At 58.4% G+C, this 23726-nt stretch carries 26 protein-coding genes; 10 read left to right on the top strand and 16 right to left on the bottom strand.

Going from position 1 to position 23726, the window contains the following annotated elements; translation table 11 throughout:
* Positions 1–84: 84 nt before the first annotated feature.
* From rpmA to ACXWTF_RS04130, 4 genes are all read right to left on the bottom strand, one after another.
* The gene (gene rpmA / locus ACXWTF_RS04145) at positions 85–342 is read right to left on the bottom strand and encodes a 50S ribosomal protein L27 (RefSeq protein ID WP_461713744.1); all 258 of its coding nucleotides are present in this window, start codon (positions 340–342) and stop codon (positions 85–87) included.
* 17 nt (positions 343–359) lie between these two features.
* Complete coding sequence (gene rplU / locus ACXWTF_RS04140; protein ID WP_231020522.1) at positions 360–668, bottom strand: 50S ribosomal protein L21; 309 nt, start codon at positions 666–668, stop codon at positions 360–362.
* A gap of 225 nt (positions 669–893) precedes the next feature.
* On the bottom strand, positions 894–1268 hold the full coding sequence (locus tag ACXWTF_RS04135) for a RidA family protein (protein ID WP_461713743.1): 375 nt from the start codon (positions 1266–1268) through the stop codon (positions 894–896).
* Positions 1268–1660, bottom strand: a complete 393-nt coding sequence (locus ACXWTF_RS04130) for a thioredoxin family protein (protein WP_461713742.1) — start codon at positions 1658–1660, stop codon at positions 1268–1270. Before ACXWTF_RS04130 ends, ACXWTF_RS04135 begins: the two co-directional genes overlap by 1 nt.
* A gap of 106 nt (positions 1661–1766) precedes the next feature.
* Here ACXWTF_RS04130 and ACXWTF_RS04125 point away from each other — a divergent pair, with 106 nt between their 5' ends.
* Both ACXWTF_RS04125 and ACXWTF_RS04120 read left to right on the top strand, forming a co-directional pair.
* Positions 1767–2957: an amidohydrolase gene (locus tag ACXWTF_RS04125; RefSeq protein ID WP_461713741.1), complete on the top strand. Its 1191-nt coding sequence runs from the start codon at positions 1767–1769 to the stop codon at positions 2955–2957.
* Positions 2950–4398 (top strand): GNAT family N-acetyltransferase, encoded by a 1449-nt coding sequence (locus tag ACXWTF_RS04120; RefSeq protein WP_461713740.1) that lies wholly within the window; start codon positions 2950–2952, stop codon positions 4396–4398. Before ACXWTF_RS04125 ends, ACXWTF_RS04120 begins: the two co-directional genes overlap by 8 nt.
* Here the strand turns inward: ACXWTF_RS04120 and dapE are convergent.
* From dapE to ACXWTF_RS04080, 8 genes are all read right to left on the bottom strand, one after another.
* A complete protein-coding gene (gene dapE / locus ACXWTF_RS04115) occupies positions 4392–5486 on the bottom strand; it encodes a succinyl-diaminopimelate desuccinylase (RefSeq protein WP_461713739.1) in 1095 nt (364 codons plus the stop codon). The two genes, ACXWTF_RS04120 and dapE, sit on opposite strands and share 7 nt — an antisense overlap.
* A gap of 2 nt (positions 5487–5488) precedes the next feature.
* A complete protein-coding gene (locus tag ACXWTF_RS04110; RefSeq protein ID WP_461713738.1) occupies positions 5489–5830 on the bottom strand; it encodes a hypothetical protein in 342 nt (113 codons plus the stop codon).
* A gap of 69 nt (positions 5831–5899) precedes the next feature.
* The gene (locus ACXWTF_RS04105) at positions 5900–6130 is read right to left on the bottom strand and encodes a hypothetical protein (RefSeq protein ID WP_461713737.1); all 231 of its coding nucleotides are present in this window, start codon (positions 6128–6130) and stop codon (positions 5900–5902) included.
* Positions 6131–6134: 4 nt separating this feature from the next.
* A complete protein-coding gene (locus ACXWTF_RS04100) occupies positions 6135–9209 on the bottom strand; it encodes a MutS-related protein (RefSeq protein WP_461713736.1) in 3075 nt (1024 codons plus the stop codon).
* Positions 9210–9329: 120 nt separating this feature from the next.
* Positions 9330–9914, bottom strand: a complete 585-nt coding sequence (locus ACXWTF_RS04095; protein ID WP_461713735.1) for a DUF302 domain-containing protein — start codon at positions 9912–9914, stop codon at positions 9330–9332.
* 112 nt (positions 9915–10026) lie between these two features.
* Positions 10027–10410 carry a hotdog domain-containing protein gene (locus tag ACXWTF_RS04090; protein ID WP_461713734.1) on the bottom strand — a complete coding sequence of 128 codons (384 nt, stop codon included), beginning with the start codon at positions 10408–10410 and terminating at the stop codon, positions 10027–10029.
* Positions 10407–11270, bottom strand: coding sequence for a tRNA 5-methoxyuridine(34)/uridine 5-oxyacetic acid(34) synthase CmoB (gene cmoB, locus ACXWTF_RS04085; protein ID WP_461714567.1), 864 nt, complete (start codon positions 11268–11270; stop codon positions 10407–10409). The genes ACXWTF_RS04090 and cmoB overlap by 4 nt, the downstream gene beginning before the upstream one ends.
* Before the next feature lie 50 nt (positions 11271–11320).
* On the bottom strand, positions 11321–12067 hold the full coding sequence (locus tag ACXWTF_RS04080; protein ID WP_461713733.1) for a DUF2231 domain-containing protein: 747 nt from the start codon (positions 12065–12067) through the stop codon (positions 11321–11323).
* Positions 12068–12134: 67 nt separating this feature from the next.
* On the opposite strand from ACXWTF_RS04080, the gene ACXWTF_RS04075 reads away from it, so the two are divergent.
* Positions 12135–13040 (top strand): cation diffusion facilitator family transporter, encoded by a 906-nt coding sequence (locus ACXWTF_RS04075; protein WP_461713732.1) that lies wholly within the window; start codon positions 12135–12137, stop codon positions 13038–13040.
* Positions 13041–13112: 72 nt separating this feature from the next.
* Entirely contained in the window at positions 13113–13688 is a 576-nt protein-coding gene (locus ACXWTF_RS04070) for a Tll0287-like domain-containing protein (RefSeq protein WP_461713731.1), read from the top strand.
* Positions 13689–13696: 8 nt separating this feature from the next.
* Here the strand turns inward: ACXWTF_RS04070 and ACXWTF_RS04065 are convergent, their stop codons facing one another.
* From ACXWTF_RS04065 to ACXWTF_RS04055, 3 genes are all read right to left on the bottom strand, one after another.
* The gene (locus ACXWTF_RS04065; RefSeq protein ID WP_461713730.1) at positions 13697–14152 is read right to left on the bottom strand and encodes a CZB domain-containing protein; all 456 of its coding nucleotides are present in this window, start codon (positions 14150–14152) and stop codon (positions 13697–13699) included.
* A 114-nt stretch (positions 14153–14266) separates the two neighbouring features.
* On the bottom strand, positions 14267–15835 hold the full coding sequence (gene rny, locus ACXWTF_RS04060) for a ribonuclease Y (RefSeq protein ID WP_461713729.1): 1569 nt from the start codon (positions 15833–15835) through the stop codon (positions 14267–14269).
* Entirely contained in the window at positions 15792–16391 is a 600-nt protein-coding gene (locus ACXWTF_RS04055; protein WP_461713728.1) for a 5-formyltetrahydrofolate cyclo-ligase, read from the bottom strand. Before ACXWTF_RS04055 ends, rny begins: the two co-directional genes overlap by 44 nt.
* A gap of 96 nt (positions 16392–16487) precedes the next feature.
* Between ACXWTF_RS04055 and ACXWTF_RS04050 the strand changes: the two genes are divergently transcribed.
* The 3 genes from ACXWTF_RS04050 (at position 16488) to radA (ending at position 19543) form a co-directional block, all read left to right on the top strand.
* Complete coding sequence (locus tag ACXWTF_RS04050; RefSeq protein ID WP_461713727.1) at positions 16488–17057, top strand: TlpA family protein disulfide reductase; 570 nt, start codon at positions 16488–16490, stop codon at positions 17055–17057.
* Positions 17058–17060: 3 nt separating this feature from the next.
* Positions 17061–17936: a signal recognition particle-docking protein FtsY gene (gene ftsY / locus ACXWTF_RS04045; protein WP_461713726.1), complete on the top strand. Its 876-nt coding sequence runs from the start codon at positions 17061–17063 to the stop codon at positions 17934–17936.
* A 260-nt stretch (positions 17937–18196) separates the two neighbouring features.
* Positions 18197–19543 (top strand): DNA repair protein RadA, encoded by a 1347-nt coding sequence (radA, locus tag ACXWTF_RS04040; protein ID WP_461713725.1) that lies wholly within the window; start codon positions 18197–18199, stop codon positions 19541–19543.
* Positions 19544–19573: 30 nt separating this feature from the next.
* Here radA and ACXWTF_RS04035 read toward each other — a convergent pair whose 3' ends face one another.
* Entirely contained in the window at positions 19574–20413 is an 840-nt protein-coding gene (locus ACXWTF_RS04035) for a hypothetical protein (RefSeq protein ID WP_461713724.1), read from the bottom strand.
* Between the two features lie 235 nt (positions 20414–20648).
* Between ACXWTF_RS04035 and ACXWTF_RS04030 the strand changes: the two genes are divergently transcribed.
* The 3 genes from ACXWTF_RS04030 to ACXWTF_RS04020 are packed head-to-tail and all read left to right on the top strand — an operon-like array spanning position 20649 to position 23597.
* Positions 20649–21782: a cache domain-containing protein gene (locus tag ACXWTF_RS04030; RefSeq protein ID WP_461713723.1), complete on the top strand. Its 1134-nt coding sequence runs from the start codon at positions 20649–20651 to the stop codon at positions 21780–21782.
* Positions 21779–22432 (top strand): response regulator transcription factor, encoded by a 654-nt coding sequence (locus tag ACXWTF_RS04025; protein ID WP_461713722.1) that lies wholly within the window; start codon positions 21779–21781, stop codon positions 22430–22432. The genes ACXWTF_RS04030 and ACXWTF_RS04025 overlap by 4 nt, the downstream gene beginning before the upstream one ends.
* Positions 22422–23597, top strand: a complete 1176-nt coding sequence (locus ACXWTF_RS04020; protein ID WP_461713721.1) for a sensor histidine kinase — start codon at positions 22422–22424, stop codon at positions 23595–23597. The genes ACXWTF_RS04025 and ACXWTF_RS04020 overlap by 11 nt, the downstream gene beginning before the upstream one ends.
* The last annotated feature ends 129 nt before the right edge of the window (positions 23598–23726 follow it).

The raw sequence follows: 23726 nt of genomic DNA, 5'->3' as shown, positions 1-23726 counted from the left end.
AAGTATACTGTTAAATAAAGGTGAATCTTATAGAAGGCAGCGGCGCCGAGCGGTGCTCGGGCGGCGTGTAGTTTAAAAAGCGGCTTAGGAAGCCGGAACGATAGAGACCTGCTTGCGGGTCTTATCTTTGCGCTCGAACTGGACGATGCCGTCGACCAGCGCGTAAAGCGTGTGGTCTTTGCCCATACCGATGTTCTGGCCCGGGTGGACTTTCGTACCACGCTGGCGAACGATGATGTTTCCGGCTTTGACAGTTTCGCCGCCGAATTTCTTCACACCAAGTCTACGTCCCGCGGAATCGCGGTTATTCTGTGTACTACCTTGACCTTTCTTGTGTGCCATATCGAACTCCTCCTAGATTACGCCGCGATCTTCGTGATGCGAACGCGTGTGAAACTGCGGCGGAAACCGCGCTTGAGCTTGCTGTCTTTACGACGACGTTTCTTGTAGATCGTGACTTTCTTGTCGCGGCCTTCGTTGATAACTTCTGCAGTCACAACCGCACCGTCAACAAAAGGAGCACCGACTTTCAGCTCACCGGCGTTGACCGCGAGTACTTCTTTGATCTCGAGCGTTGCTTTCGGCTCAAGGCTCATTTTGTCAAGCAGGAGGATATCGCCCTCTTCTACTTTATACTGCTTGCCACCGTTTTTGATGATTGCGTACATAGCATTTCCTTGTAATGTATAGAAAAGAATCTCTACTTAAAGACTCAGAGTGTATCCGACTCATCAAAACGTGACAATCAGTTCGATCAGGCCTTTTAGCGCCTGGATGGAGGAGCGCTTTCAACGACACGCATGCCGCGACTTCAGCGCGCTCCTCTGGTTACACTCTCAGTCTTCAAGAGAGGTCCCTGTTCTTTTAGTGGGCGAATTATAGCCAAAAAGGCTTTAATCCGCAAGGGCGATCGCGTCGATCTCCACAAGGGCATTTTTGGGCAGGGTTTTGACCGCCACCGTCGAACGCGCCGGCTTATGATCGCCGAAGGCATCGGCGTAGATCGCGTTGACCGTTGCGAAATCGTCCATGCTGTCCAGGAAGATCGTTGTTTTGATCACCTTGTCCAGGCCGCTGCCCGCCGCTTCAAGCACCGCCGTCAGGTTGGCAAGCACCTGCTTCGTCTGCACCGTGATATCGTTTTCAAGCATTTCGCCCGCCGGGGTCAGCGCGATCTGCCCGGAGGTGTAGACCATTCCGTTTACCTTGACCGCCTGCGAGTAGGGTCCGATAGCCGCCGGGGCGTTTTCTGTCTGAACAAATTGCATTATTTTCGTTTCCTTTCCACATCGTCGAGTATGGACATAAAATCCTCTATGTTCCAGTAGCCCGGCATTTTAACCAAAACCCTCTCATCGGCACTTAAAAAATAGTGCATGGGAATCATCGGCGCCTTGAGCGTGTCGGGGTAGCTGCCGCTGCCCCGCGCAACCTCCACGCCGACGGCCATCCCGTCGAGCCGGCGGCGAACCCCGTCGTCACGCAGCGTCGTGCGTTTGAAACGCTTGCACCAGCGGCAACCGGGTTCGGTGATCAGCACATAGACCAGCTTCCCCTCCGCCGCGGCCATCCGTTTGGCGTCATCGAAGCTCTTCCCCCACTCCGACGGGGCGGCACCGAGCAGTGCGGTCAAAAAAATCATGTTCAGCAGATAGCGCATGTGCCCCCTCTTTAGTAGTTCCATTTTAGCACAAGAAGCGCGCGGCGCGCCAAAGATTGCTTTTAATGTGTGTGCACTATAATCAAATCTAACGGGGAGGTGACGCATGGACACACGGCAAGCCACACTGTTCGAAACGATTGATGCCATCGAGGAGCGGATCGTGACCCTGCGGCACGAACTGCACGCCCACCCCGAGCTCTCAGGTGCGGAGGAGCATACGACCCTGATGATCAAGGCTATCCTCGAAGCGGAGGGGCTGCAGGTCCGCTCTTTCAAGGAGCATTACGGGCTGATCGCCGAGATCGTCGTGGACGCGGACGCCCCCTTCGTCGCCCTGCGCGCGGACATCGACGCCCTGCCGATCCAGGAGCGCACGGAAGCCGCCTACGCCTCTCAGGCCCGGGGCATCATGCACGCCTGCGGGCACGACGCCCATACCGCCGTACTGCTGGGGGCCGCCCTGGCCCTCAAGCGCATCGAGGGCCGCCTCCGCCAAAACCTCCGTTTCATTTTCCAGCCCGCCGAGGAGATCACCGACGGGGGGAGTTCACAGATGATCGCCCACGGCGCCCTTGAGAACGTCAAAGCGATCTTCGGGCTGCACGCCTACCCCTATCTCCACACGGGACAGATCGGGTACAAATACGGGGTCATGCTCGCCTCCGCCGATACCTTCGAGATCGAGATCTTCGGCAAGAGCGCGCACGGCGCCCGTCCCCACGAAGGGGTGGACGCCATCCTCGTCATGTCGATGGCGGTGAACTCCCTCAACCACATCGTCTCCCGGCGGATCGATCCGCTGCACCCCGCCGTCATCTCCCTGGGGACCGTCGAGGGGGGCAAGGCCCCCAACGTCATCTGCGACCATGTCAAGGTGTGCGGCACGGTGCGGACCGTCAACCACGACGTGCGCCACGCCATCCCCGAGATGATGGAGGTCTCCATCAAAGGGATCTGCGACTCCATGCACGCCACTTATAACTTCTCCTACACGTACGGCTCCCCGGAGGTGCAGAACCATGATGCAATGGTCGATATCGTCCGTGCCGCGGCCGGGACGGTCCTGGGGGAAGCGAACGTCATCGACCTTACCGACCCCGTCATGGGCGGGGAGGATTTCGGACGCTACCTCGAGATCGTACCCGGCGCCTTTTTCCGGCTGGGAAGCTGCGATCCGGACAAAGGGACCTGCGTTGCCCAGCACAATGCCCGCTTCGACGTCGATGACGAGGCCCTGCGCTACGGCATGAAGATCATGGCCCTTGCGGCGCTCAAGGCGATGGACGATGCGTGACCTCATCGAAATAAGACTCACCAGCCGGACCCATTTCAGCCTCCTGCGCTACACCTGCAAGCATCTGCGGCAGCTGCTGCCGCTGCACCGCCCCGAACAGCTTTCCGAAGCGATCGAGCAGCTGCTCGAGAACGTCGTCGAACACGCCTATGAAAAACTGGAGAACATGGATGTTACGGTCCGTTTCACCATCACCCCGCGGCAGCTGCAGATCGACGTGGAGGACAGCGGGCTCCCCTTCGATTTCACCCCCTTCATGAGCGAGGCGGTCGACCATACGACCCAGCATGAAAAGGGGTTCTACCGCATCTACGATCTCGTCGACCGCTTCTGGTTCACGATGCTTGAAAACCGGGGGAAACGCTTCAGCGTCATCCAGGCCTTCGAACACAACTATGACATCCGTACCGGGAAGACCTCGACGATCCTGCCGGATAAAAAGACGATCCTGGAGCGGCTCGATGTCCGCCGTTTCGAGGCGTCCGACGCCGAGGGGATCGCCCAGCTGATCTATAAAAACTACCACTACACCTACTACAAGAGCCAGTTCTACGACCCCGTCAAGATCCGGCAGCTCAACGAAGCGCGCGAAGTCGTCTCCATCGTCGCCGTCTACGGGGTGCGTGTCGTCGGGCATTTCGCCCTGGTGCTCTCCCGCCACGCCGACATTGCCGAGATCGCCATTGCCGCCGTCGACCCGGAGTTCAAGAAGATGGGGATCATGAACCGGATGTTCGATGCGATCATCGCGACCGCCAGGGCGATGCGCCTCAACGCCATCTACGGCGAGGCGCTGATGCTGCACCCCTACAGCCAGCGGGCCAATCTCTCCCACGGCATGTGCGAAACGGCGATCGTGCTGGGCGAAGTCCCTTCCCAGACGGAGATCGAACGGCAGATCAAGGCCTCCCTGCGCAGCGGGGCGATGATCAGCTTCCTCGTCTTCGACCACCACAAGCGCTACCGCATCCTGCCCCGGCGGTATGCGGATCAGATCGAAGCCGTCTACCGCTGTGCCGGGGTGGAAGCCTCGGAAAGCCGCCCGGCCAACCCCAACCGGCAGGTCCTCTCCCACCACTTCAATCCCCACATCAACGTCGGTTTTATTATTATCGAGGGGCTGCCGGACCCCGAAGCGCTGGATGAGCTGATCGACCTGATGCATACCGACCACTGCGAAATGGTCTACGCCGATCTGAACCTGCACCATATCGAGGATATCGACGAGGTCGTCACCATGCTGAACCGCCGCCGTTTCTTCTACAGCGGCGTCTTCTTCAGTTTCTACCATAATGAGGATTATCTGCGGCTGCAGCGGAAAAACAGCCGGTTTGTGGATGAGGAGCAGCTGGTGTGCTACTCACAGAACGCCAAGAGGCTGCTGGAGTATATCCAGGCAGACGAAGCGAGGGTGACCTCCGCGGGATCGGAGGCTCAGTAGGTGGCGATCACCTGCTTGAAGACGTCGCAGAGCCCGCGGACCTGCTCCGGCGTCGTGCATTCGTTCGGCGCGTGGATCGTGTCGTTGCGCACCCCGAACTCGATGACGTCGATTCCGTATTCGGCGATGAAACGGGCATCGGAGGTGCCACCTGCCGTAGAGTGCTTGGGGCTCAGCCCCGTCACCGACTCGATCGCCGCGTCGATCGTCCGGACAATGTGGGTATTCGCATCGGTGACGAAGGGCTTGGCGCTCTGGTCGAGGGTCAGGGTGTAATCCATCTCCTTGAAATAACTGTGAACGAAGTCGGCGATGTCCTCTTTGGCCGTTTTCGTGGAGTTGCGGACGTTGAACATCATCTTCAATTTGCCCGGCGTGACGTTGGTCACCTCCATCCCCGCACGGATGTCGGTCACGACGAACTGGCTGGGGCTGAAGTATTCATCCCCTTCATCCAGGTTGACCCCCGCCATATGGTGCAGCACCTGGGCGACTTTGTGGATGGGGTTCTTCGCCTTTTCCGGGTAGGCGGCATGCCCCTGTTTGCCCCGCTTTTCGATCACCCCGTTGATGGAGCCGCGGCGTCCGACCTTGATGGCGTCGCCGAACTGCGCTTCGCATGTCGGCTCGGCGACAATGCAGGCATCGGGGAGCATCCCCTCCGCCTCCAGCCATTTGAGTACCTCCACGGTACCGTGCTTCGCCGGCCCCTCCTCGTCGGAGGTCAGCAGCAGAGAAAGCGTGCCCCGGAAGGTTTCGGCCTCTTTGACCGCCTGCAGGAACGCCGATACGCCGGCTTTCATGTCCTGCGCGCCGCGGCCGTAGATCTTCCCCTCTTTCTCGACGGCCGTGTAGGGATCGGTGTCCCACCCCTCCCCCGCCGGGACGACATCGACGTGGCCCGCGAAACACAGATGCTCCCCGTCGCCGAAACGTTTGTAGATAAAGAGGTTTTTCACCTCCGCGACATCGAGGCGTACGGCGGTGTAGCCGTCAAGATACCCCTCGACGAAATCGAGGATCCCCCCGTCGTCGGGCGTCTCGCTCTTGCGTTCGAGCAGGTGTTTAAAGAGTGCAATAACGTCCAAACTCAGCCCTTCGGGTTCTCATAAAAGACATACGCCGTCGAGTAGTCGCTGACCTCGAAATAGATCTTCTTCTCGCCGCTGTCGACTTTGTAGTTGAAGTTGCTGTCCAGTACGCCGTAGCTGTAGCGGAAGGGGCGCGGAGAACCGTCATCGGTCCCTTTGCCCGTACTCATCTTGCCGATCTTGATAAACCGCATCACGAGCTTGCCGCCGCTGTAGATGTCGAGCACCCCGTTGGTCCCCGTCCAGTTCTGCAGCCCGTGGCCGAACTTGTTCTGTGTCTCCTGGGTACAACCGCCGAGCATCAGCAGCATAAAGGTCAAAATCATCCATACTTTTTTCATTTGGGTCTCCTTGTCCGGCAAATCACTTACCGGATTATAACGTTTTCGTTTCAAACCCCGCAGAGAGGCTCAACCGCGGGCCACCACCCGTGCCTGCATAATCATTTTTTCCATGCCGTAGGGGTCCTCGACGCTGAAGAAGATCCCCTGCTCCGTCACGACGGCCGTTCCTTTCCCCTGCTCGACGGTCTCCTCGCCGTTGAAGTAATCCTTGTTCAGGTACTCGATCATGTAGGCCTCTCCCGCCGTCACCCGGAGGGCTTTGAGCTGTGCCTGCGAATGGGGCTTGAACTCCATCATCCTCTTAAAAATCGTCCATATCGATGGAAGCTTTCCCCGGAGCTTCGGGTTGCGGTTCTGCGACCTCGGCTTCGTTGATCTCGGGAACCTCTTCGCGGACAACCTGCGGTTTGGCCAACTGCTCCTCGACGTCAAGCTCGAGGCCGCTGGAGGTCATGACGAACCCCTTCACGACCAGCTTGCCCTCATGAATCTCCCGGTGGTGTTCCCGGCAAAGCGGGATAAGGTTGTGGCGGTGGTTGACGGGCATATGGCCGATGAAACCGCGGCTGTCCGCGCTGGACTGGTGGGCGATATGGTGGACATCCTCCGCCTTCGCCCCGCAGATAACGCAGGTGGTAACAAAGAGGTCCTTGTTGTACTTGCTCGTGCGTTTTTTGACCAGCAGCTCCAGTTCGTCGAAGTCGTTGGAGAGGCGCTTGCGGATGCGGTTCGCCGCCTCCAGGAACTCCTGGTCCATATGCAATGAGCGGGCGAATTCCAGGCCATAGACGCTCGAACCGCTGCCCGGCTGCAGCACCCGGTTGAAGATGAGCCGGTCAAGCGCCTCGTCGTACTCCACGCTCAGGTGCAGGTCGACGACGTTCTCCAGCCGCCGCATCTCCTCCATCGACGCCAGTTGGTGCAGGTGCGTGGCAAAGAGGAAGATGGAGCGCAGCTTCGCCAGTTTCATGATGGCGCTGGCGACGATGGCAACGCCGGAAAGCGTTTCGGTGCCGTGGGAGATCTCGTCGCCGAGGATGAGCGACCGTGTTCCGGCGCGGTTGAAGATGTTCTTGAGTTCCATCATCTCCACCGCAAAGGTCGAGAGCCCCTTTTGCAGGTTGTCGCGGGAGACGATCCGGGTAAAGAGCGACTCGAAAAGGGAGAACTTCATCGACGACGCCGGGACGTAGAATCCCGCCTGGGCCATCAGCACGGCCAGCCCGATGCTCTTCATCAGCGAGGATTTCCCACTGGAGTTGATGCCGTAGAGCAGCACCCCGTTGACCTCATGCCCGTCATGTACCGCGGGGTCGAGCATCACGGTTTCCGGATAGGGAAGGTCCATGTAGCTGCGGTTGCCCATGACGATGTCGTTGGGCACGTAGACCCCCTGCCGCTCCTGGATCTCGATGAGCGGGTGGCGCAGCGCCATGAGCTGCAGAAAGTTCTCATCCTCATGCACGTCGACGATCGTCGGGCAGGCGAAGTTGTATTGCTGCGCCGCCCGCGCGGAGGCGACGGCGACGTCGAGGTCGGCCACGTAGCCGATGATCCGTTCGAACAGGAGCGTATAGCGCCGCTCGAAGGTACGCTGCAGCGCGATGAAACGCTCCTTGACCAGGGCGACGATCTTCGCCTGGTTGCGCATGATCTTGTCGGAGAGCTGTTCGGTCAGCTCCGAAGTGATCTTGACGCTGTTGGTGAGCCGCTTGACGCTGAAGTCGCTGAAACAGACCGTCTCGCCCCCCAGGTCGACGCTGCCCGAGGCGAACTCCTTTTCAATCATCGCCCAGCGGGTCCGGCTCATGGAGATGTAGTGCCCCTCTTTGTCCAGGACCCCCAGGGAGACATAACCGCCGCTGCCTGCCGCCGCCCCCTGCTCGCCGAGCATCCGCTCCATCGCGTCCATGATGATCGCAAAGTTCTGCAGCATCCGGGCGTTCTCATCCACCAGTGCATCCACCTGCACATCGACGCCCCGGCGCAGGAAGTTGTCGTCGACCGTGCTGACGGTGAAACGGCGCGATACCTCCAGGTCGATGCTCTGCTCGATGTCGCGGATAAAAGTGTCGACCTCCTGCTCGCTGAAGGGGGTTTTGATCAGCTTGTGCCGTTTGACGAACTCCATCAGTTCGCGGATACCGACGAGCGAGGCGTGGACGTAGTTCATCTCAAAGGGGTGCAGGCGCGCCAGCGCGATCCTGCGGTGCAGGCGCTCGAGGTCGTAGACCCCCCGAAGAGCGTCGCCGAGCATCCGCACATGCGGCATCACCCGGTCGATCAGTCCGTAGCGGCGTTCAAGCTCTGTCCGCTCCTGGATGGGGTTGAGCAGGCGCTCTTTCAGCAGCCGCTTGCCGATGGCGGTGACACTCTTGTCGATGAGTTTGAGCAGCGTCATGTCGCTGCGGTCTTTGGAGAGGACCGCCAGCTGCTCCAGGGCATTGTTGCCGAGGTACATGTAGCGCGTGTTGTCGATCATCTTCGGGCGGGCGAGCTTCTGGATGATGTGGTAATCGTGTTCGATGACGAAGTGGACCAGCGTCGCCAGTGCTTCGGAAACGAAGGGGTGGCGTTCCAGGTCGAGGTGCTCGATGGGCGACAGCAGTGACTGGATCTGGTAGACGTTCTGGAACAGCTCGTTCTGGTAGTCGATCTTCGGGCGCTCGTGGTTGACGCTGTAGGCGTAGTGTTCGCTGATCTCGAGGTAGCGGATCACCTCTTTTTGGTTCTCGACCCCCTCCAGGAAGGTCAGCACCACCTCCGTTGTGCGGTAGATATTGAGCAGGTTGAAGATCTCATCCAGGGCGTAGGTGGGGTCTTCGCTCGTGCCGTAGGTCTCGTAGAGCCAGGTCTTGCCCGTCGTCACGTCGATGGCCGCGTAACCGACGGTGTAGATCTCTTTATGGCGGTCGATCAGCAGGGAAACGATGTAGTTGTCGTCGTTGTCGACGGTATGGTCGAAGTTCGTGCCCGGGGAGATGATCTGGCCGATGTAACGGCTGAGCTTCGGCGGCACCCCTTTTTGGCGTATGACGATGATCGTATAGCGCTGTTCCTGGATCAGGCGGTTAAGGTAACGCTCGAAAGAGACGGAGGGCACGCCGGCGAGGAAAGGGTTCTTGATGCTGTTTTCGGGGATGTTCTTGTTCTTCTTGGTCAGCTGGATATTGAGCAGCTCCGCCATCTCCTTGGCCTTGCCCACCTGGAGCTCGTCGTTGTTGACCTCGTAGACCTCGTAGAAGGTGCCTATCTCCATGAAGACGACCGTATCGCTGCCGTACTTCTCCTCGAAACGGCGCTGCAGGTCGAAATAGACCTCGGTCAGCAGGCGGTCTTTGCTGTTGAGAACTGCATCAATCTCGCTGTGTAGCACGACATAAAACCCTTGCGATAACGTTGTTTTTGTAAGGAAAGATTATAGCCAAAACGGCTTAGGGGGAGTTACAGAGGGGGTGAGACGCGCACGGGCGCGTCCCGGTAAAGCAACGGCTTCTTAGAAATCGCCGATCGCTGCGCGCGCCGGAACTTCATCCATCGCTTTTTTGACGCTGAGTGCCATTTTGAGCATATCAGCCGGGAGTTCATATCCACCGTGGATCGCGAGGGTCATATCCATGCTGACGAGCCAGCGGTCACCGTTACCGTATTCAACCAGCATGATGCGGCACGGCATGAAACCGCCGTAGTAGCGGGAGTAGTTCAGGAATACTTTCGCGATCGGGAGGCTACAAAGGGAGAAGATACGCGCGTGCTTGACTTCGTCCGGTGCGGCATCGTCTTTTGTATACATCTTGATGTCACCCGTGACACGCATGTTGTACTCTTCCGCGAGGGACTTGATCGTCTCGGCAACATCGTCGTTCGGAATGTCGGCGTTGACTTTCCACTCCTGCATCATTGCTCTTGCCGGGTCGCCGTACTCGGTGACTTTGGTGAACATCTTGTCGTACGCTTCCATCGCGCCGTCATCCAGTTTATACTGCTGCGTTACCGCAGTCCAACCCATATGCATTGTCGCACATCCGCTTACCATCATCGCGATGAAGAAGGCTGCGATCACTGTCATTACGTTTTTCAACTTACTACTCCTTAGTTGTCAATGTGATAAAATTGTACTATCAAAAAATTAAATAACTTAGAGGAAATCGAACTTTTTTGAATTTTTTATACAAAAACTGTGTAAAAACCGCTCATCCCAGCACGTGTTTCGGCAGTACGACAGCCGTAAACTCCCCGGTAAACACCTTGGTTTCGCCGCAATATGCATTAACCGTTATCTGATATTTTTTGCCGTCATCCTCAAGAGATTCGGCTTTAAAAAGGAGCGTATCCCCGACTTTTGAGGGGGCCAGAAAACGGCAGCTGCTCCCCGCCAGCACGACGGTCGGTTCATTCACACAGGCCATCGCCGCGTAGTCCGCCGCCCCGAAAATGAATCCGCCGTGCACCAGCCCTTTTTCATCCGCCGCCATGACCGGCGTCGTCTCCAGCTCCACGGCCGCACGTCCCTTTTCCAGGGTGATAACCGTACCGCAAAGGCCGTTGTCTATCTTCAGATGGGTGTTCACTATCATGCTTTGGGCTCCTTTGTCAGTCGTACATAGACCCGCTTGGGAGCGGGGTAACCCTCAACGGTCTTTGACGGATCGTCTGGGTCCAGGAAATCCTCCAGGCTCTGCCCCTCTATCCACTCTGTTTTACGCTGCTCCTGCGGTGTCGTCACCGAGGTCTCCAGTACCTCGAAGCCGGAGAAGCCCGCGCGGAGGCACCAGTTACGCAGCGCCGGGACCGTCGGGACAAAGTAGATGTTGGGGATCTTCGAGTAGGCGCCCGCCGGGGTCAGGCAGATCTCTTCCTCGCCGTCGATCATAAAGGTATCGAGATAGACCTCCCCGCTGCGGTCCAGCCCTTTAAAGAGCTGCTTAAGCATGGCGACAGGGTCGCTGCGGTGGTAAAGCACTCCCAGGCAGAAGATCGTGTCGAACTTCTCCTCGTACTGCGGCAGATGTTCGACTCCCAACAGTTCGTAGACGATCTCCGTCTTTGCAAAATGGTTGATGAAATCGAACTGGGTTTTGTAGAGCGCCGAGGGATCGAACCCGACCAGCTTTGCCGGGGCATCCTCCTGCATCCGGAAGAGGTAGTAGCCGTTATTGCAGCCGATATCCGCGACCCGTTTCCCCTGCAGATTGAAGTGGGGACGCAGCAGGTTGTATTTCATAAAGCTCTGCCACTCGGTATCGATGAAGAGCCCGAACAGCTCGAAAGGCCCTTTGCGCCACGGCATCAGCAACCGGGCGACCTTTTCGATCTGCGCATGATCGACATCGGCCGCCGTCGTCAGAGCGACCGTATCCCCGTAACTGCAGGCGGTCTCGATCTCGGGAAGGGCTGCGAGGGCTTCACGCAGCGGGGCGATGTTTTTCCATCCCATCCACGCTTCGCGCTCGCGGCGGACGGCATCAAGGGGGGAAGACGTCACGTTCAAATGGTTCCGTTCGCCTCGGTTGACGGCGTGCGCTCTTCCTGCGGCGCCGCTTTGCTGGCGTTGTCGTCGCTGAAGATCTCTTTGACTTTGGATACGGCGTCCGTCACCGCCTTGTCGACCTTCTGTCCGAAACTCTCGCCGACCTGCTGCTGCATCGCCGCGATCTGCGCCTTGAGGGTTTCGATCTCCGCGGACTGTTCCGTGACCGTCTCGTTCATATCCTCCAGCGCATCGCGCGCATCGGAGGCGGCTTCGTGCGCCTCGGTGACCGCCGCCACGTTGACGCCGTAACGGTAGACAAGTTCGCCGCCGTCGTACCCCTGTTTAACCATAAAACTGATCACCATGATCAGCGTCACGATCAGCGCACCACGGGCCCACTTCTGCGCCAGGAGCATCGCCGTCAGTTTGAACACCAGCGGGATCAGCAGCGCGTAGACGAGGTAGGTCCCGAGCATTTTATGCGCCGCCAGCGCTTCGCGTGCTTCCGCACCAAGCAGCTCAAAGGCTTCGCTCCCGTCCGCTTTACCGGTGTAATAGGCGGCCACGAAGAAGAGCAGGGAGAGCAGCAGCAGCCCCAGCGACGTCAGGCTGAGGGCCCGGCGCTTAAAGCCCAGGTTCGCCAGCTCGATCAGCAAAACGACGATCGGCAGCACCAGCGCGAAATGGATGATGACCGGGTGCAGCATCGCCGGCACCTCGAACGGCAGTGTGAGGGGGATTGAAATCTGGGGTAACTGCATTGTAACTCCTTGCTCGCTTTGGCCCTTATGAGACGCATTTTAGCCATCTTTCGCTAAAATCGGCCTCATGCGTATCGAGAAAAAAGCGACCTTAATTTCCAGTACGACGGCGGGCATCCTCGTACTGTTCAAACTTGCCATCGGGATCATCAGCGGCTCCGTGGCCGTCCTGGCGTCTGCGATCGACTCCCTGCTGGACCTTTCGGTCTCGATCTTCAACTTCTTCGCACTGCACCAGTCCGAACGCAAGCCCGATGAAAACTTCAACTTCGGGCTGGGCAAACTCGAAGCGGTCGCCTCGGTCATCGAGGGGACCATCATCTCCATCTCCGGGCTCTTTATCCTGTACAGCGCCATCGACAAGATCATCACCCCGCGGGCGATCGAGTATATGGAAGCCTCCATGGGGGTCATGCTCTTCTCCATCATCCTCACCGGTGCCCTGGTCCTCTTTCTCAACCACGTCGCGAAGAAGAACAACAACCTCGTCATCCGTGCCGACGCCCTGCACTACAAGACCGACCTCTTTACCAACGGGGCGATCCTGCTCTCTTTGGGCATCATCCACTACAGCGGTTTCGAGCTGATCGACCCGCTGCTGGGGATCGGCATCGCGATCTACATGATCTACTCCGCCTTCCCTATCCTCAAAGAGGGACTGATGATGCTGCTGGACATCTCCCTCACCAAGGAGGAGACCGCCCGCATCACGACCATGCTCAACCGGCTGCAGAAGATCAACGGCCACCACCACCTCCAGACCCGGCGGGCGGGCAGTGACATCTTTGTCTCCGTGCATCTCGTCTTTGACGACGCTACTTCCCTGCTCGATGCCCATAAGGTGAGCGACCAGGTGGAGAGCATGATGCGGATGCTCTTCCCCAACGACAGGGTCCACCCCTTTATCCACACCGACCCCTATGACGATTCCGATATCAATGAGATGGAAGTCGAACAGCTCTACGCCACCTGACAGTACACAGCCGTACCCGTTTTCCTGAAAAAACGTTAGAATGGCACCACACACATTTTGAAGGATTGATTGATGAAAAAGATTTTGTTGTCCACGACTTTGTTGGCGGCGGCCCTGCTGGCCAACCCCTATGAAAGCAAACCCGAAGAGATCGAAGCGGTCAAGACGATCGGCCAGAAAGCCTCATCCGCGCTGCTTAAAAGCCTCGGCGGCAATCTTCAGAAGCATCTCAAATCCGGCGGCCCGATGGAGGCCTTCGGATTCTGCAGCGACCACGCCTATACCCTGACGGAGGTCGTCGACCAGTCCATGGGCTCCGAGGTGGGCGTCAAGCGGATCAGTCTCCAGTACCGCAACCCGGCCAATGCGCCGCAGGGAAGTGAAAAAGCGATCCTCGAATCCCTCGAAACCCTGCAGGCCAACGGGGTCGTTCTGCCCGATGAAGTCGTCGAAGTCGTCGGAGACGGTGTCTACAAATACTACAAGCCGCTGCTGATCAACAAAGCGGCCTGCCTCAAATGCCATGGCGATATCGACAAACTGCCGGAGCTTGCCAAAGCAATCCGCGAACGCTACCCCGAGGACAAAGCGACGGGCTACCGTATGAACGACCTGCGCGGCGCCGTCGTCGTCACCGTCAAGCACTAGCCCCCCAGCTACTTCTCCTCGAAGCTCTCCGCGCTCATCGCGTTGAGCCGACGCTCCAGCCGACCGATCTCGTCGAGCAGCTCCTTCGAAACCGCTTCGAGCTGCTGGAAATGCTCCTTTGCCAACACTTTGTCACTGTCGGAGACCTTGGGCTTCATATTGAACAGCTTGCTGAAAAACGAGCGGTTCATCTCTCCGAAATAGAGTTCGAAAATCTTCAGGTAGGTGTCGTGCAGCGTAAAATGCAGGGTTTCGATCGTACTGAGCCGGTCCATGCCGGGTATCGCATGCAGCTTCTGCCCCTCGCCGTAAAACCACTGGCCGAACTGGCAGTCCGTACTGTCGACGGGGATGGCGTCCTTTTCAACCGGGAGCCCCCCGACAAGGGCCTTCGCACGGTTGACCCATTTGATATGCGCTTTTTTAGCCGCGCTGAGCTGTTCAAGCGTCTGTGCTTTATCCATCGATACGTTCCTTGGCGTCATTCGGTTCTCTAAAACCGATCTTAAAATGCAGCGGGCATTCTAGCACTGTTTACTAACGTATCCTGTTTAAGAAACAGACACAGTTATCGTGTTTCAGCGTGCGTACTCCACACTGCGCAGTTCGCGGATGACGTTTACCTTGATCTCGCCCGGGTAGCTGACGCTCTGGGCGATCTCATCGGCGATCTCCTTGGCCAGCAGCGCCGTTTCGTCGTCGCTGACGACTTCGGCATTGACGATCACGCGGACCTCGCGGCCGGCGTTGATGGCGTAGGCCTGCCGGACGCCGGGGTGGCGCGACGCGATCTCCTCGATCTCCGTCACCCGTTTCAGAAAGCTCTCGAGCACCTCGCGGCGCGCACCCGGGCGGGCGGCGGAAAGGGCGTCGGCGGCACAGACGGCGGCACACTCGATGGAGTCCATCTCCTGCTGGCCGTGGTGGGCGAAGATCGCGTTGATCACGATGGTGTCCTCATCATACCGTCGACACACCTCGGCCCCCAGGTCGACGTGGCTCCCCTCGTGCTCGTGGGTCAGAGCCTTGCCGATGTCATGCAGCAGCCCGGCCCGTTTGGCCATCTTCGGGTCCCCGCCGAGTTCCGCGGCGATGATCCCCGCCATGTTGGCGACTTCGAGGGTGTGCGCCAGGGCGTTCTGCCCGTAGCTGGCACGGTAGCGCAGCCGTCCGATCAGTTTCATCAGCTCCGGATGCATCGGCCCCACGCCGGTCTCGAAGACGACCTCTTCGCCTTCATGCAGGACCTTCTCCTCGTACTCGGCCGTGACCTTCGCATGGATCTCCTCGATCCGTGCGGGCTGGATGCGCCCGTCCTCGATCAGCAGCTCCAGGGTCCGCGTCGCAATGGCGCGGCGATAGAGGTTGAAGCTGCTCACCACGATCTCTTTGGGGGTCTCGTCAATGATGATATCGACGCCGAGCACCATCTCCAGGGCCTTGATGTTGCGCCCCTCCTTGCCGATGATGCGCCCTTTGAGCTCATCGTCGTCCAGGTGCACCACGCTGATCAGCCGCTCCGAAGCAAAGGTGCCCGCAAAGCGGCTGGTCGCCTGGGCCAGCAGGAAGTTCGCATGCCGCTCGGCCTGTTCCCGCGCCTCGTTCTCGTAGCGGCGCACGATATGGGCGATCTCGTCGCGCGAACGCGCCTCCACCTGTGACAGCAGCAGCTGGCGCGCCTCTTCCTTGGTCATACCGGCGCTGCGTTCGACGGCACGGATCGCCTCGTCCGTTCGGCGCTCGAAATCGTTTTGCAGCTGGATCAGCGCCTTCTCGCGGCGCTCGACGGCCAGACGCTTGCTGCCGGCCACTTTGAGTTCGTGTTCGACCGCCTCGCGCTCCTGGCGGACAAAGCGCTCCAGGTCTTTTTCGCGGCGGGTCATCGTCGATTCGCGCTCGGCAAGGTCGTGTTCGGCGCGGCGCACGGCATCCTCGTAGCGGTGCTCCGCCCGCTCTTCGGTTTTGCGCGCTCTTTCCGAGGCGCCTACCAGCAGGGCCTCCGCCTCTTTTTCGATGGTTTTGGCTTTGGCCTTCGCCTGTTCCGTATAAAAATCGAGGTGAGCGCTCGTGATCTTTTTCGAAATGAAAAAGCCCACCACGCCGCTAATAGTGGCGATCGCGCCTCCTGAGAGTATTTCGTTTATCATGTATCGTCCCCGCTGCTTCATAGCGGGCCGACGGTGTCAACAGCACATCAGCCGAAACATCGTAATCATCGCAAATTTTCTCGTTTGTCATACACTCTTCGAGTTGAACAAAGATCGTTTTTGGTTTTCTGTTCAATCGGGCAAAGAAACGGTCGTACATCCCCTTGCCGAATCCGATGCGGCGTGCCTGTGCGTCAACCCCAACGGCTGGCACCACAGCTATATCAATCTTTTTAATGTTTCTATTACTGAATCCCGGCTCGTAAATCCCAAATTTTTTACGGAACATCGGGTATCTAAATGGTACCATCCGGAAGCTTGCACCGACCATAAAAGGCAGATAGACATTCCACCCCTCCCGGCGCAGCCGGTGCAGCAGCGGACGCAGGTCCGGCTCGCTGCCCAGCGGCCAGAAGAGCAGGATATCTTTCCCGCCTCCGGCACGCACTTCCGCATACAGCGCGTCACAGAGCCGTTTGTCCCGCTCGAGCCGGTTGTGTTCCCAGACCGACCGCTGCTTGTCCAGGCAGATGTCGCGGAATGCAGCTTTCGTCATGAGGCACCTCGCTTGAAACCACCTGCGCGGCCCGGGTAATGGGGCTTTACCGGAGATGGGTTATAATATCGGCCATTTTAACAAACAGGTATAAAAATGATGGTAAAACAGTTCACGATTGCCGCACTGGCGGCGCTGCTGATGCTCGGCGGCTGCAGCGACAGCAAAAACGGCGCCCAGGGCGGCGACGCCGAAGCGCTGATCGCCAAAACCGTTTATACACTCAACGATATCAACGGATCCGCTTATGAAGTGACCAAATCCGGGACGGACTTCCGTATCAGCGGGATCCCCGAACCGGTCGTCGTCTACGACATCTTCGCCACCTGGTGCCCGCCCTGCCGTGCCGAGGCGCCGCACCTGAGCAGCCTCCAGAAAAAACTGGCGGGCAAGGTCCGCATCATCGGTGTCACCATCGAAGAGGGGAACGACAACGCCTACTATAAGCGTTTCGCGGAAGATATCGGCGTGGAGTACACTCTCGTAAACTCGCCTGATAACCAGAAGTTCTCCCGCGCCGTCGCCGGCGCCATCGGCGTAGGCCAGGACTTCCCCATCCCGCTGATGGTGGTCTATAAAAACGGCCGTTTCGTCAAATACTACTCGGGGCTCATTCCCGAGGAGATGCTCGAATCCGACCTGAAAGCGCTGGCGGAGGCACAATAGACCATGCTCGGTTTCTTCAAAAAAGGGCTTCAAAAGACCGCGGAGGCGATGAAAAGCGTCGCCCCGAAAAAACGCAAACGCATCCCCAAGGATGAACTGGAAGATATTCTGCTTGAGGCGGATGTCGAATACGATCTCATCGAGATCATCATGCGCGAGCTTTACACCGACGATGTGACGCGCGAACAGCTCGAATCGAAACTGATGGCGACCCTCGCCTGGGCAAACTACGAGCAACCCGAGCACGAAAAACCCTTCGTCGATCTCATCATCGGGGTCAACGGCGCGGGCAAGACTACGACGATCGCCAAGCTGACCCAGCACTACATGAATGCGGGGGAGCGGGTGCTTCTGGGGGCCTCCGACACCTTCCGCGCCGCGGCCATCGAACAGCTGACCCGCTGGGCCGACCGCCTGGGCGTGCCCATCGTCTCCTCGCGCCAGGGGCACGACCCCTCCGCCGTCGCCTACGACGCCATCGAGTCGGCCAAAGCCCGCGGTTTCGAACATGTCATCATCGATACCGCCGGGCGGCTCCACACCCAGACGAACCTCTCCGAGGAGCTCAAAAAGATCGTCCGCATCTGCGACAAGGCCCACGCCGGCGCCCCCCACCGCAAGATCCTCATCATCGACGGCACCCAGGGCAACTCCGCCATTGCCCAGGCCAAGGCGTTCAACGACATGGTCGATGTCGACGGCATCATCATCACCAAGCTCGACGGCACGGCCAAGGGGGGATCGATCTTCTCCATCGCCTACGCGCTGCGGCTGCCGATCTTCTTCGTCGGCGTCGGCGAGCAGCCCGACGACCTCGTGCCGTTCAACAAGTTCGAGTTCATCGACGGCTTTCTCGACCCCATATTTGAGGCAGAGTAAACGGCATCCGAGCAAAACAAGGGTACCGCTCGCAAAGCGATGTTTCCTGCAAGCCCGGATACCTACGTTAACACTAGGTTCGCTTCGGCAGCGGGCCCGCACTCCGCGGGTACTTCTTGCAGGGCGCGTGCAGTTCGACCGCACTTTATTTTTCCTCAATGGAACGATTTAAAAGATCAGCTGTCACTGCGTCATAGTATGACCGCCGCAACGGGCGGTATGCTATGCTTTCCCACACAATACGGATATACGGAGGCATCGTGGCCAAGAAAAAAACAGTGTTCGAATGCCAGCATTGCGGCTTCACCTCGGCCAAATGGATGGGCAAGTGTCCCAACTGCGGGGCATGGGACTCCCTCGTTGAGCTTAGCGAACAGCAGCAGGAGGTCTTAAAACAGACCTCTGCCGCCGTCACCGGCAAGGCCAAGGCCCAGCCCATCAACGAGATCGCCCACACCGAGGTGGAGCGTTTCAGCTCCGACGACGTGGAACTCGACATGGTCCTCGGCGGCGGGGTTGTCCCCGGTTCGCTGACGCTGATCGGCGGCAGCCCGGGCGTGGGCAAATCGACCCTGCTGCTCAAGATCGGCGCCAACATTGCCCAGGGCGGCCGCAACACCCTCTATGTCACCGGCGAAGAGAGCGAAGGGCAGGTCAAACTGCGCGCCAACCGCCTCGACGCCAACGCCGACAACCTCTACCTCCTCAGCGAGATCCGCCTGGAGCAGGTGCTCTCCGAACTGGCCCACCGCGACTACGAATGCCTCATCGTCGACTCCATCCAGACCCTCTACAGCGAGGCCGTCACCTCCGCGCCCGGCTCCGTCACCCAGGTGCGCCAGATCACCTTCGAGCTGATGCGCATCGCCAAAGAGCGGCGCATCGCCATCTTTATCATCGGCCACATCACCAAAGAGGGCTCCATCGCCGGGCCGAGGGTGCTGGAGCACATGGTCGACACCGTGCTCTACTTCGAAGGGGACAGCGCCCAGGAGCTGCGGATCCTGCGCGGGTTCAAAAACCGCTTCGGCCCCACCAGCGAGATCGGCGTTTTCGAGATGCGCAACGAGGGGCTCGTCAGTGCCAAGGACATCGGGTCGCGCTTCTTCGACAAAAACCGTGCGCAGAGCGGTTCGGCGCTCACCGTCATCATGGAGGGATCGCGTCCGATCATCCTCGAAGTCCAGGCGCTGGTGAGCGAGTCACACGCCTCCAACCCCAAGCGCCAGGCGACGGGCTTTGAGACCAACCGCCTGGGCATGCTCCTGGCCCTGCTGGAGCGGAAACTGGAGCTGCCGCTGAACTCCTACGACGTCTTCATCAATATTACCGGCGGTATCAAGATCAACGAGACCGCTGCCGACCTCGCCGTGCTTGCCGCCATCATCAGCAGCTTCCGCGACCGCACCGTCTCCAAGGAGACCGTCTTCATCGGCGAAGTCTCCCTGGTGGGTGACGTGCGCGAAGTCTTCCAGCTCGACACCCGCCTGCGCGAACTTTCCATGCACGGCATCGCGAAAGCCCTCGTCGCCAAGAAGCCGCAGCAGAGCCACGGCGTGAAATGCTACGCCGTCGACGAAGTTACCAAATTAATTGACTGGATGTGAGCAGCCGCTCAGGCTGCCAAAAGAGGGAAGTTATTTGACCGGCGTGACCGTCGTCGTGACAGTACTGACCGTCGTCGTTTTGATCATGGAGACCTTGTCGCCGTTTGTGACGCTCAGGTCCATCATCCCCTCCGTCTTCAGCGCCGTCACCTGCGACAGCGTGCTGTCATAGGTCATCGCCCCGTGCCCCTCTCCGCCGAGCGTTAACGTCTTCTGGTCCGCGCCGGGGGCAAGGGCGTAATGCTGTGCAATGTCAAAGTGGGCCTTGGCACCGTCGATCTTTTTGAGCGTATAGGTGGTCGTCAGAACCATCTGGATCGGCGCGGCCCCCTGCATCGGGAGGGTGACCGGCACCTGCTGCGTAAAGTGCTCTCCGACCTTGATCGGTTTTTCCGGGTAGACGGGCGAAGCCATGGCATTGGCCAGGGCCTGCTTCACCCGGCCTTCAAGCTCCGGGGTGATCCCCTCCCCCTTGACGGTTTCAATGACAGGTTTGGCACCGTCAAAGCTTCCCGTCACCTCGAAATGTTTCTGCGTCGCCTGGTTGCCCCGGCTGCTGACGACACTGGCCGCATTGTCCAGACTTCCGCTGAAGGGGAGTTTACCGCCCTTCGCCGCACGGCCCGTCTTGAGCGTTTTCACCATCGCCTGGGTCTGGTTGACTTCCATCGGAAGCGTCACACCCGCCGCCGCGATCTGCGCCATCGTCTCCTTCGACCCCTTGATATCGAACAGGTTGGATGTGACCGTCTTCGTCTCCGTCTTGTAGAGCCGCTGCTCCTGCTGTTGCACCTTCAATGTCACACTCGGTGCCGCCGCTGCCTGCAGCGCCGCCAGAAGTATCACCGTTCCCAAAATCGTTCTCAGCATCCCGCCATCCTTTGTCTCGTAATTTTCGGCGCTTCCCGCGTCCGAAACCGTTGCGGCCATTGTACTCAAACCATCTTTAACGATAAGAGACAGTTTTTTAAAATACATTCCCCGGCCCCTTTTGCGTATGCAAATCAACAATTTGACATAGCGCCGAACCGCGTACTGAAAAACCATGTATCAGATTTAAAATATTTATACAATATTTATATTATCCGGCTATCATCACTCCCTTATGACAAAGAAAACGTTGACGATCATCACCACGAGGCGGTTCTGGTTTATTTTCCCCTTTGCCGCGATGCTTGCCCTGCTCTCGTGGGTCGTCTACTCCCTGAACAAAGAAGTCTCCTGGCAAGTCGTCGACGAGGTCAGCGACCAGCTCAGCCTCTCCCTGCGCACGGAGCTGCGTAACGAGAAAGAGGATGCCCTGCGCTTTGCGCTCATCCTCTCCGAAAACGACGTGCTGCGCAATGCCCTCAAAGAGGACGACGACGAGGCCGGATTCGCCCTGCTCAAGCGAATGATCAAGACAGTCCAGCAAAACACTTCCGAGCTCGTACGCGCCCAGGTCATCACGGCGGATTCAACGCTCTTCGCCCGCAGCTGGGATGCGGACAACCTCTTTTCAGGCATGCCGCTCGACACCTACCGCCGCGACCTCGAAGGGATCATCCTCCACAAAAAGCCGCGCTCCTCCATCGAGGTCGGACGCCGTCTGGGGATCAAGGCGACCGTGCCGATGTACGAGGACGGCGAACTGCTCGGTTTCGTCGAGGTGCTGAAGTTCTTCGACGCCAGCACCGACTTCTTCCACAAATTCGGCATCGACCTCTACGCCCTGCTTGACGACAGCTACTACAACACCGCCGTCCTGATGCAGAACAACCCCTCCGTCGCCTGGTACCTCGTCGGCAACCGCCGCTACAACAACGTCAACCTCAAGGTCCTGCAGCGCCTGGACATGAAGCAGCTGCGCAAAGAGCGCGTCATGCTCCGGGAGAACAAATACATCTTCTTCGAGCCGATGCACAACGGCGACGGCGAGACCATCGGCGCCTTTGTCTTCATCATGCCCAAAAAAGGGATAGAGCACTTCGCCCGCAGCGGGGAGAACCTCTCTTTCCTGCTCGCGTTTTCGCGCAACAACCTCTACGACATCGTCAAGAAAGAGCAGTACGACAACAAGGTCTACCACAGCGGTTACGACAAGGCCCTGCTCTCGCTCAAGGACACGGTGCCCGAAGAGGACCGCGAACTCTTTATGGAGGAGGCGCGCGACGTGCTCTCCACCTACACCAAGGAGGAGCTGATCGCGCTGATGCTCCACTACAAACTCGCCCGCAAGATCCAAGGAGAGATACGATGAAAATTCTGCTGCTCGAAGATGAGTACGCCCTGCGCGTCAGTATCGAGGAGTTTCTCGAAGACCTTGACTTCACCGTCGAGACCTACGCCAACGGCGACGACGCTTTTGACGCCGCCTGCGCCACCCACTTCGACCTCTTCCTCTTCGATGTCAACGTCCCCGGCCTCAGCGGCTTTGAACTGCTCAAAACCCTGCGCGCCGAAGGCAACGAGACCCCGGCCATCTTTATCACCGCCCGGACCCAGACCAAAGACCTCGAGGAGGGGTACAAGCGCGGCTGCTGCGACTACATCCGCAAACCCTTCGACCTCACCGAGCTGCAGCTGCGCATCGAGCATGCCCTGCGCAGCTACTACTACAAGCACAGCGAAGCGATCGAGCTCGCCCCCGACCTCCGTTACGACACGAAACGGATGCAGCTGAGCTACAAAGAGGAGCCCATCACCCTGAGCAAGACGGAGAATGACATCCTGGAAGTCCTGCTGCGCCACACGAACCAGGCCGTCTCCATGGCGATGTTCCAGGACGAGGTGTGGGGCGAATACGTCGACCCCGCCAACATCCGCGTCCAGATCAACAACCTGCGCAAGAAGCTCCCCGCCGACATCATCAAGAACCGCCGCGGGATAGGATATATCATTGAAAGATAGCCAGTACGCCCTCAAGAACGCCGCGCTCTACACGGGGCTGATCGCCGTCATCCTGCTGGCACCGCTCTACGTCTACACGGTCTATATGAAGCAGATCCACGGGATCCAGAACGAACTGATGCTCAAACAACACGCATCGCGCATCATCAGCGCGATGGAGGAGTATGACGAGAACCGCGAGAACTACTTCGAGTACCCCCGTTTCAAACGGATCGTCTCGGGGCTTTACGACCTGCATTTCAAACCGGTCTTCACCCTCATCGACTTCCCGATAGAGCACTTTGCCGCCGGCTACCACATCGACGAAAGCCACAGCGCCTACCTCATCATCCCTCTCCCCCGCGAACGCTATTTCGGTGCGGAGTACCTCATCGTCGCCAACCATCTCAACTACGCCCCCGTCTACGAGCGCGTCGCGACGATCCTGATCGCCATCGTCGTGCTCGTCTTTTTCCTTTCGCTGCTCTTCCTGCAGCGCTTCGCCCTCCCCTTCAAGCGGGTCAACCAGAAGCTGGACAACTTCATCAAAGACACCGTCCACGAGATCAACACCCCCCTCTCCATCATCAACATCAATATCGATCTGTACAACCGAAAGCACCCGCAGAGCAAATACCTGCAGCGTATCAAAGCGGCGGCCAAGACGCTCTCGAACATCTACAACGATATGGAATACCTCATCAAGAACCGCCAGATCGTGTTCGAGTACGAGGAGATCGACGTCAGCGCTTTTGTACGCGAGCGTATTCTCTACTTCAACGAGGTCGCCGCGATGAAAGGGATCACCATCGCCTCCGAGATCGATGAAGGGGTGATCCTGCACTTCAACCAGACCCAGCTGCAGCGCATCATCGACAACAACATCTCCAACGCCATCAAGTACTCCCATGAGAACAGCATCGTCGAGGTCGCCCTGAAACGGTACGACCACCGCTGCGAACTCACCTTCAAGGATTACGGCCTCGGCATCGAGAACACCGAAAAGATCTTTGAACGCTACTACCGTGAAGAGACGGGCAAGGGCGGTTTCGGCATCGGGCTCAACATCGTCAAGGCGATTATGGAGGAGGCCGGCATCGCCCTGGAAGTCTCTTCCGTCCCGCAACAAGGAAGCACATTTACCTACGTTTTCCCGCCCCATCTGTGCCAAACCCCTGCTATTTGATCCGCTAATAGGAACTTTTTTACCCCGCATCAAAAATCTTTATATTTTTTTACATTGTTTTTACATTCCACCGTTACAATTTTCGAAACCAAGTCAAGGGCACCTCTTAGAGGCGCCCCAAAAGGAGAA

Source organism: Thiomicrolovo sp. ZZH C-3 (assembly GCF_054862725.1).
The sequence above is the reverse complement of the archived record's forward strand: the minus strand, read 5'-3'. Positions and strand labels throughout refer to the sequence as shown.

Bases quoted from the DNA above. Each gene is read 5' to 3' on its own strand.
- rpmA (WP_461713744.1), bottom strand. From the start codon at position 342: ATGGCACACAAGAAAGGTCAAGGTAGTACACAGAATAACCGCGATTCC.
- rplU (WP_231020522.1), bottom strand. From the start codon at position 668: ATGTACGCAATCATCAAAAACGGTGGCAAGCAGTATAAAGTAGAAGAG.
- ACXWTF_RS04135 (WP_461713743.1), bottom strand. From the start codon at position 1,268: ATGCAATTTGTTCAGACAGAAAACGCCCCGGCGGCTATCGGACCCTAC.
- ACXWTF_RS04130 (WP_461713742.1), bottom strand. From the start codon at position 1,660: ATGCGCTATCTGCTGAACATGATTTTTTTGACCGCACTGCTCGGTGCC.
- ACXWTF_RS04125 (WP_461713741.1), top strand. From the start codon at position 1,767: ATGGACACACGGCAAGCCACACTGTTCGAAACGATTGATGCCATCGAG.
- ACXWTF_RS04120 (WP_461713740.1), top strand. From the start codon at position 2,950: ATGCGTGACCTCATCGAAATAAGACTCACCAGCCGGACCCATTTCAGC.
- ACXWTF_RS04110 (WP_461713738.1), bottom strand. From the start codon at position 5,830: ATGAAAAAAGTATGGATGATTTTGACCTTTATGCTGCTGATGCTCGGC.
- ACXWTF_RS04105 (WP_461713737.1), bottom strand. From the start codon at position 6,130: ATGATGGAGTTCAAGCCCCATTCGCAGGCACAGCTCAAAGCCCTCCGG.
- ACXWTF_RS04090 (WP_461713734.1), bottom strand. From the start codon at position 10,410: ATGATAGTGAACACCCATCTGAAGATAGACAACGGCCTTTGCGGTACG.
- cmoB (WP_461714567.1), bottom strand. From the start codon at position 11,270: ATGGGATGGAAAAACATCGCCCCGCTGCGTGAAGCCCTCGCAGCCCTT.
- ACXWTF_RS04080 (WP_461713733.1), bottom strand. From the start codon at position 12,067: ATGCAGTTACCCCAGATTTCAATCCCCCTCACACTGCCGTTCGAGGTG.
- ACXWTF_RS04075 (WP_461713732.1), top strand. From the start codon at position 12,135: ATGCGTATCGAGAAAAAAGCGACCTTAATTTCCAGTACGACGGCGGGC.
- ACXWTF_RS04070 (WP_461713731.1), top strand. From the start codon at position 13,113: ATGAAAAAGATTTTGTTGTCCACGACTTTGTTGGCGGCGGCCCTGCTG.
- ACXWTF_RS04065 (WP_461713730.1), bottom strand. From the start codon at position 14,152: ATGGATAAAGCACAGACGCTTGAACAGCTCAGCGCGGCTAAAAAAGCG.
- rny (WP_461713729.1), bottom strand. From the start codon at position 15,835: ATGATAAACGAAATACTCTCAGGAGGCGCGATCGCCACTATTAGCGGC.
- ACXWTF_RS04055 (WP_461713728.1), bottom strand. From the start codon at position 16,391: ATGACGAAAGCTGCATTCCGCGACATCTGCCTGGACAAGCAGCGGTCG.
- ACXWTF_RS04050 (WP_461713727.1), top strand. From the start codon at position 16,488: ATGATGGTAAAACAGTTCACGATTGCCGCACTGGCGGCGCTGCTGATG.
- ftsY (WP_461713726.1), top strand. From the start codon at position 17,061: ATGCTCGGTTTCTTCAAAAAAGGGCTTCAAAAGACCGCGGAGGCGATG.
- ACXWTF_RS04035 (WP_461713724.1), bottom strand. From the start codon at position 20,413: ATGCTGAGAACGATTTTGGGAACGGTGATACTTCTGGCGGCGCTGCAG.
- ACXWTF_RS04030 (WP_461713723.1), top strand. From the start codon at position 20,649: ATGACAAAGAAAACGTTGACGATCATCACCACGAGGCGGTTCTGGTTT.
- ACXWTF_RS04025 (WP_461713722.1), top strand. From the start codon at position 21,779: ATGAAAATTCTGCTGCTCGAAGATGAGTACGCCCTGCGCGTCAGTATC.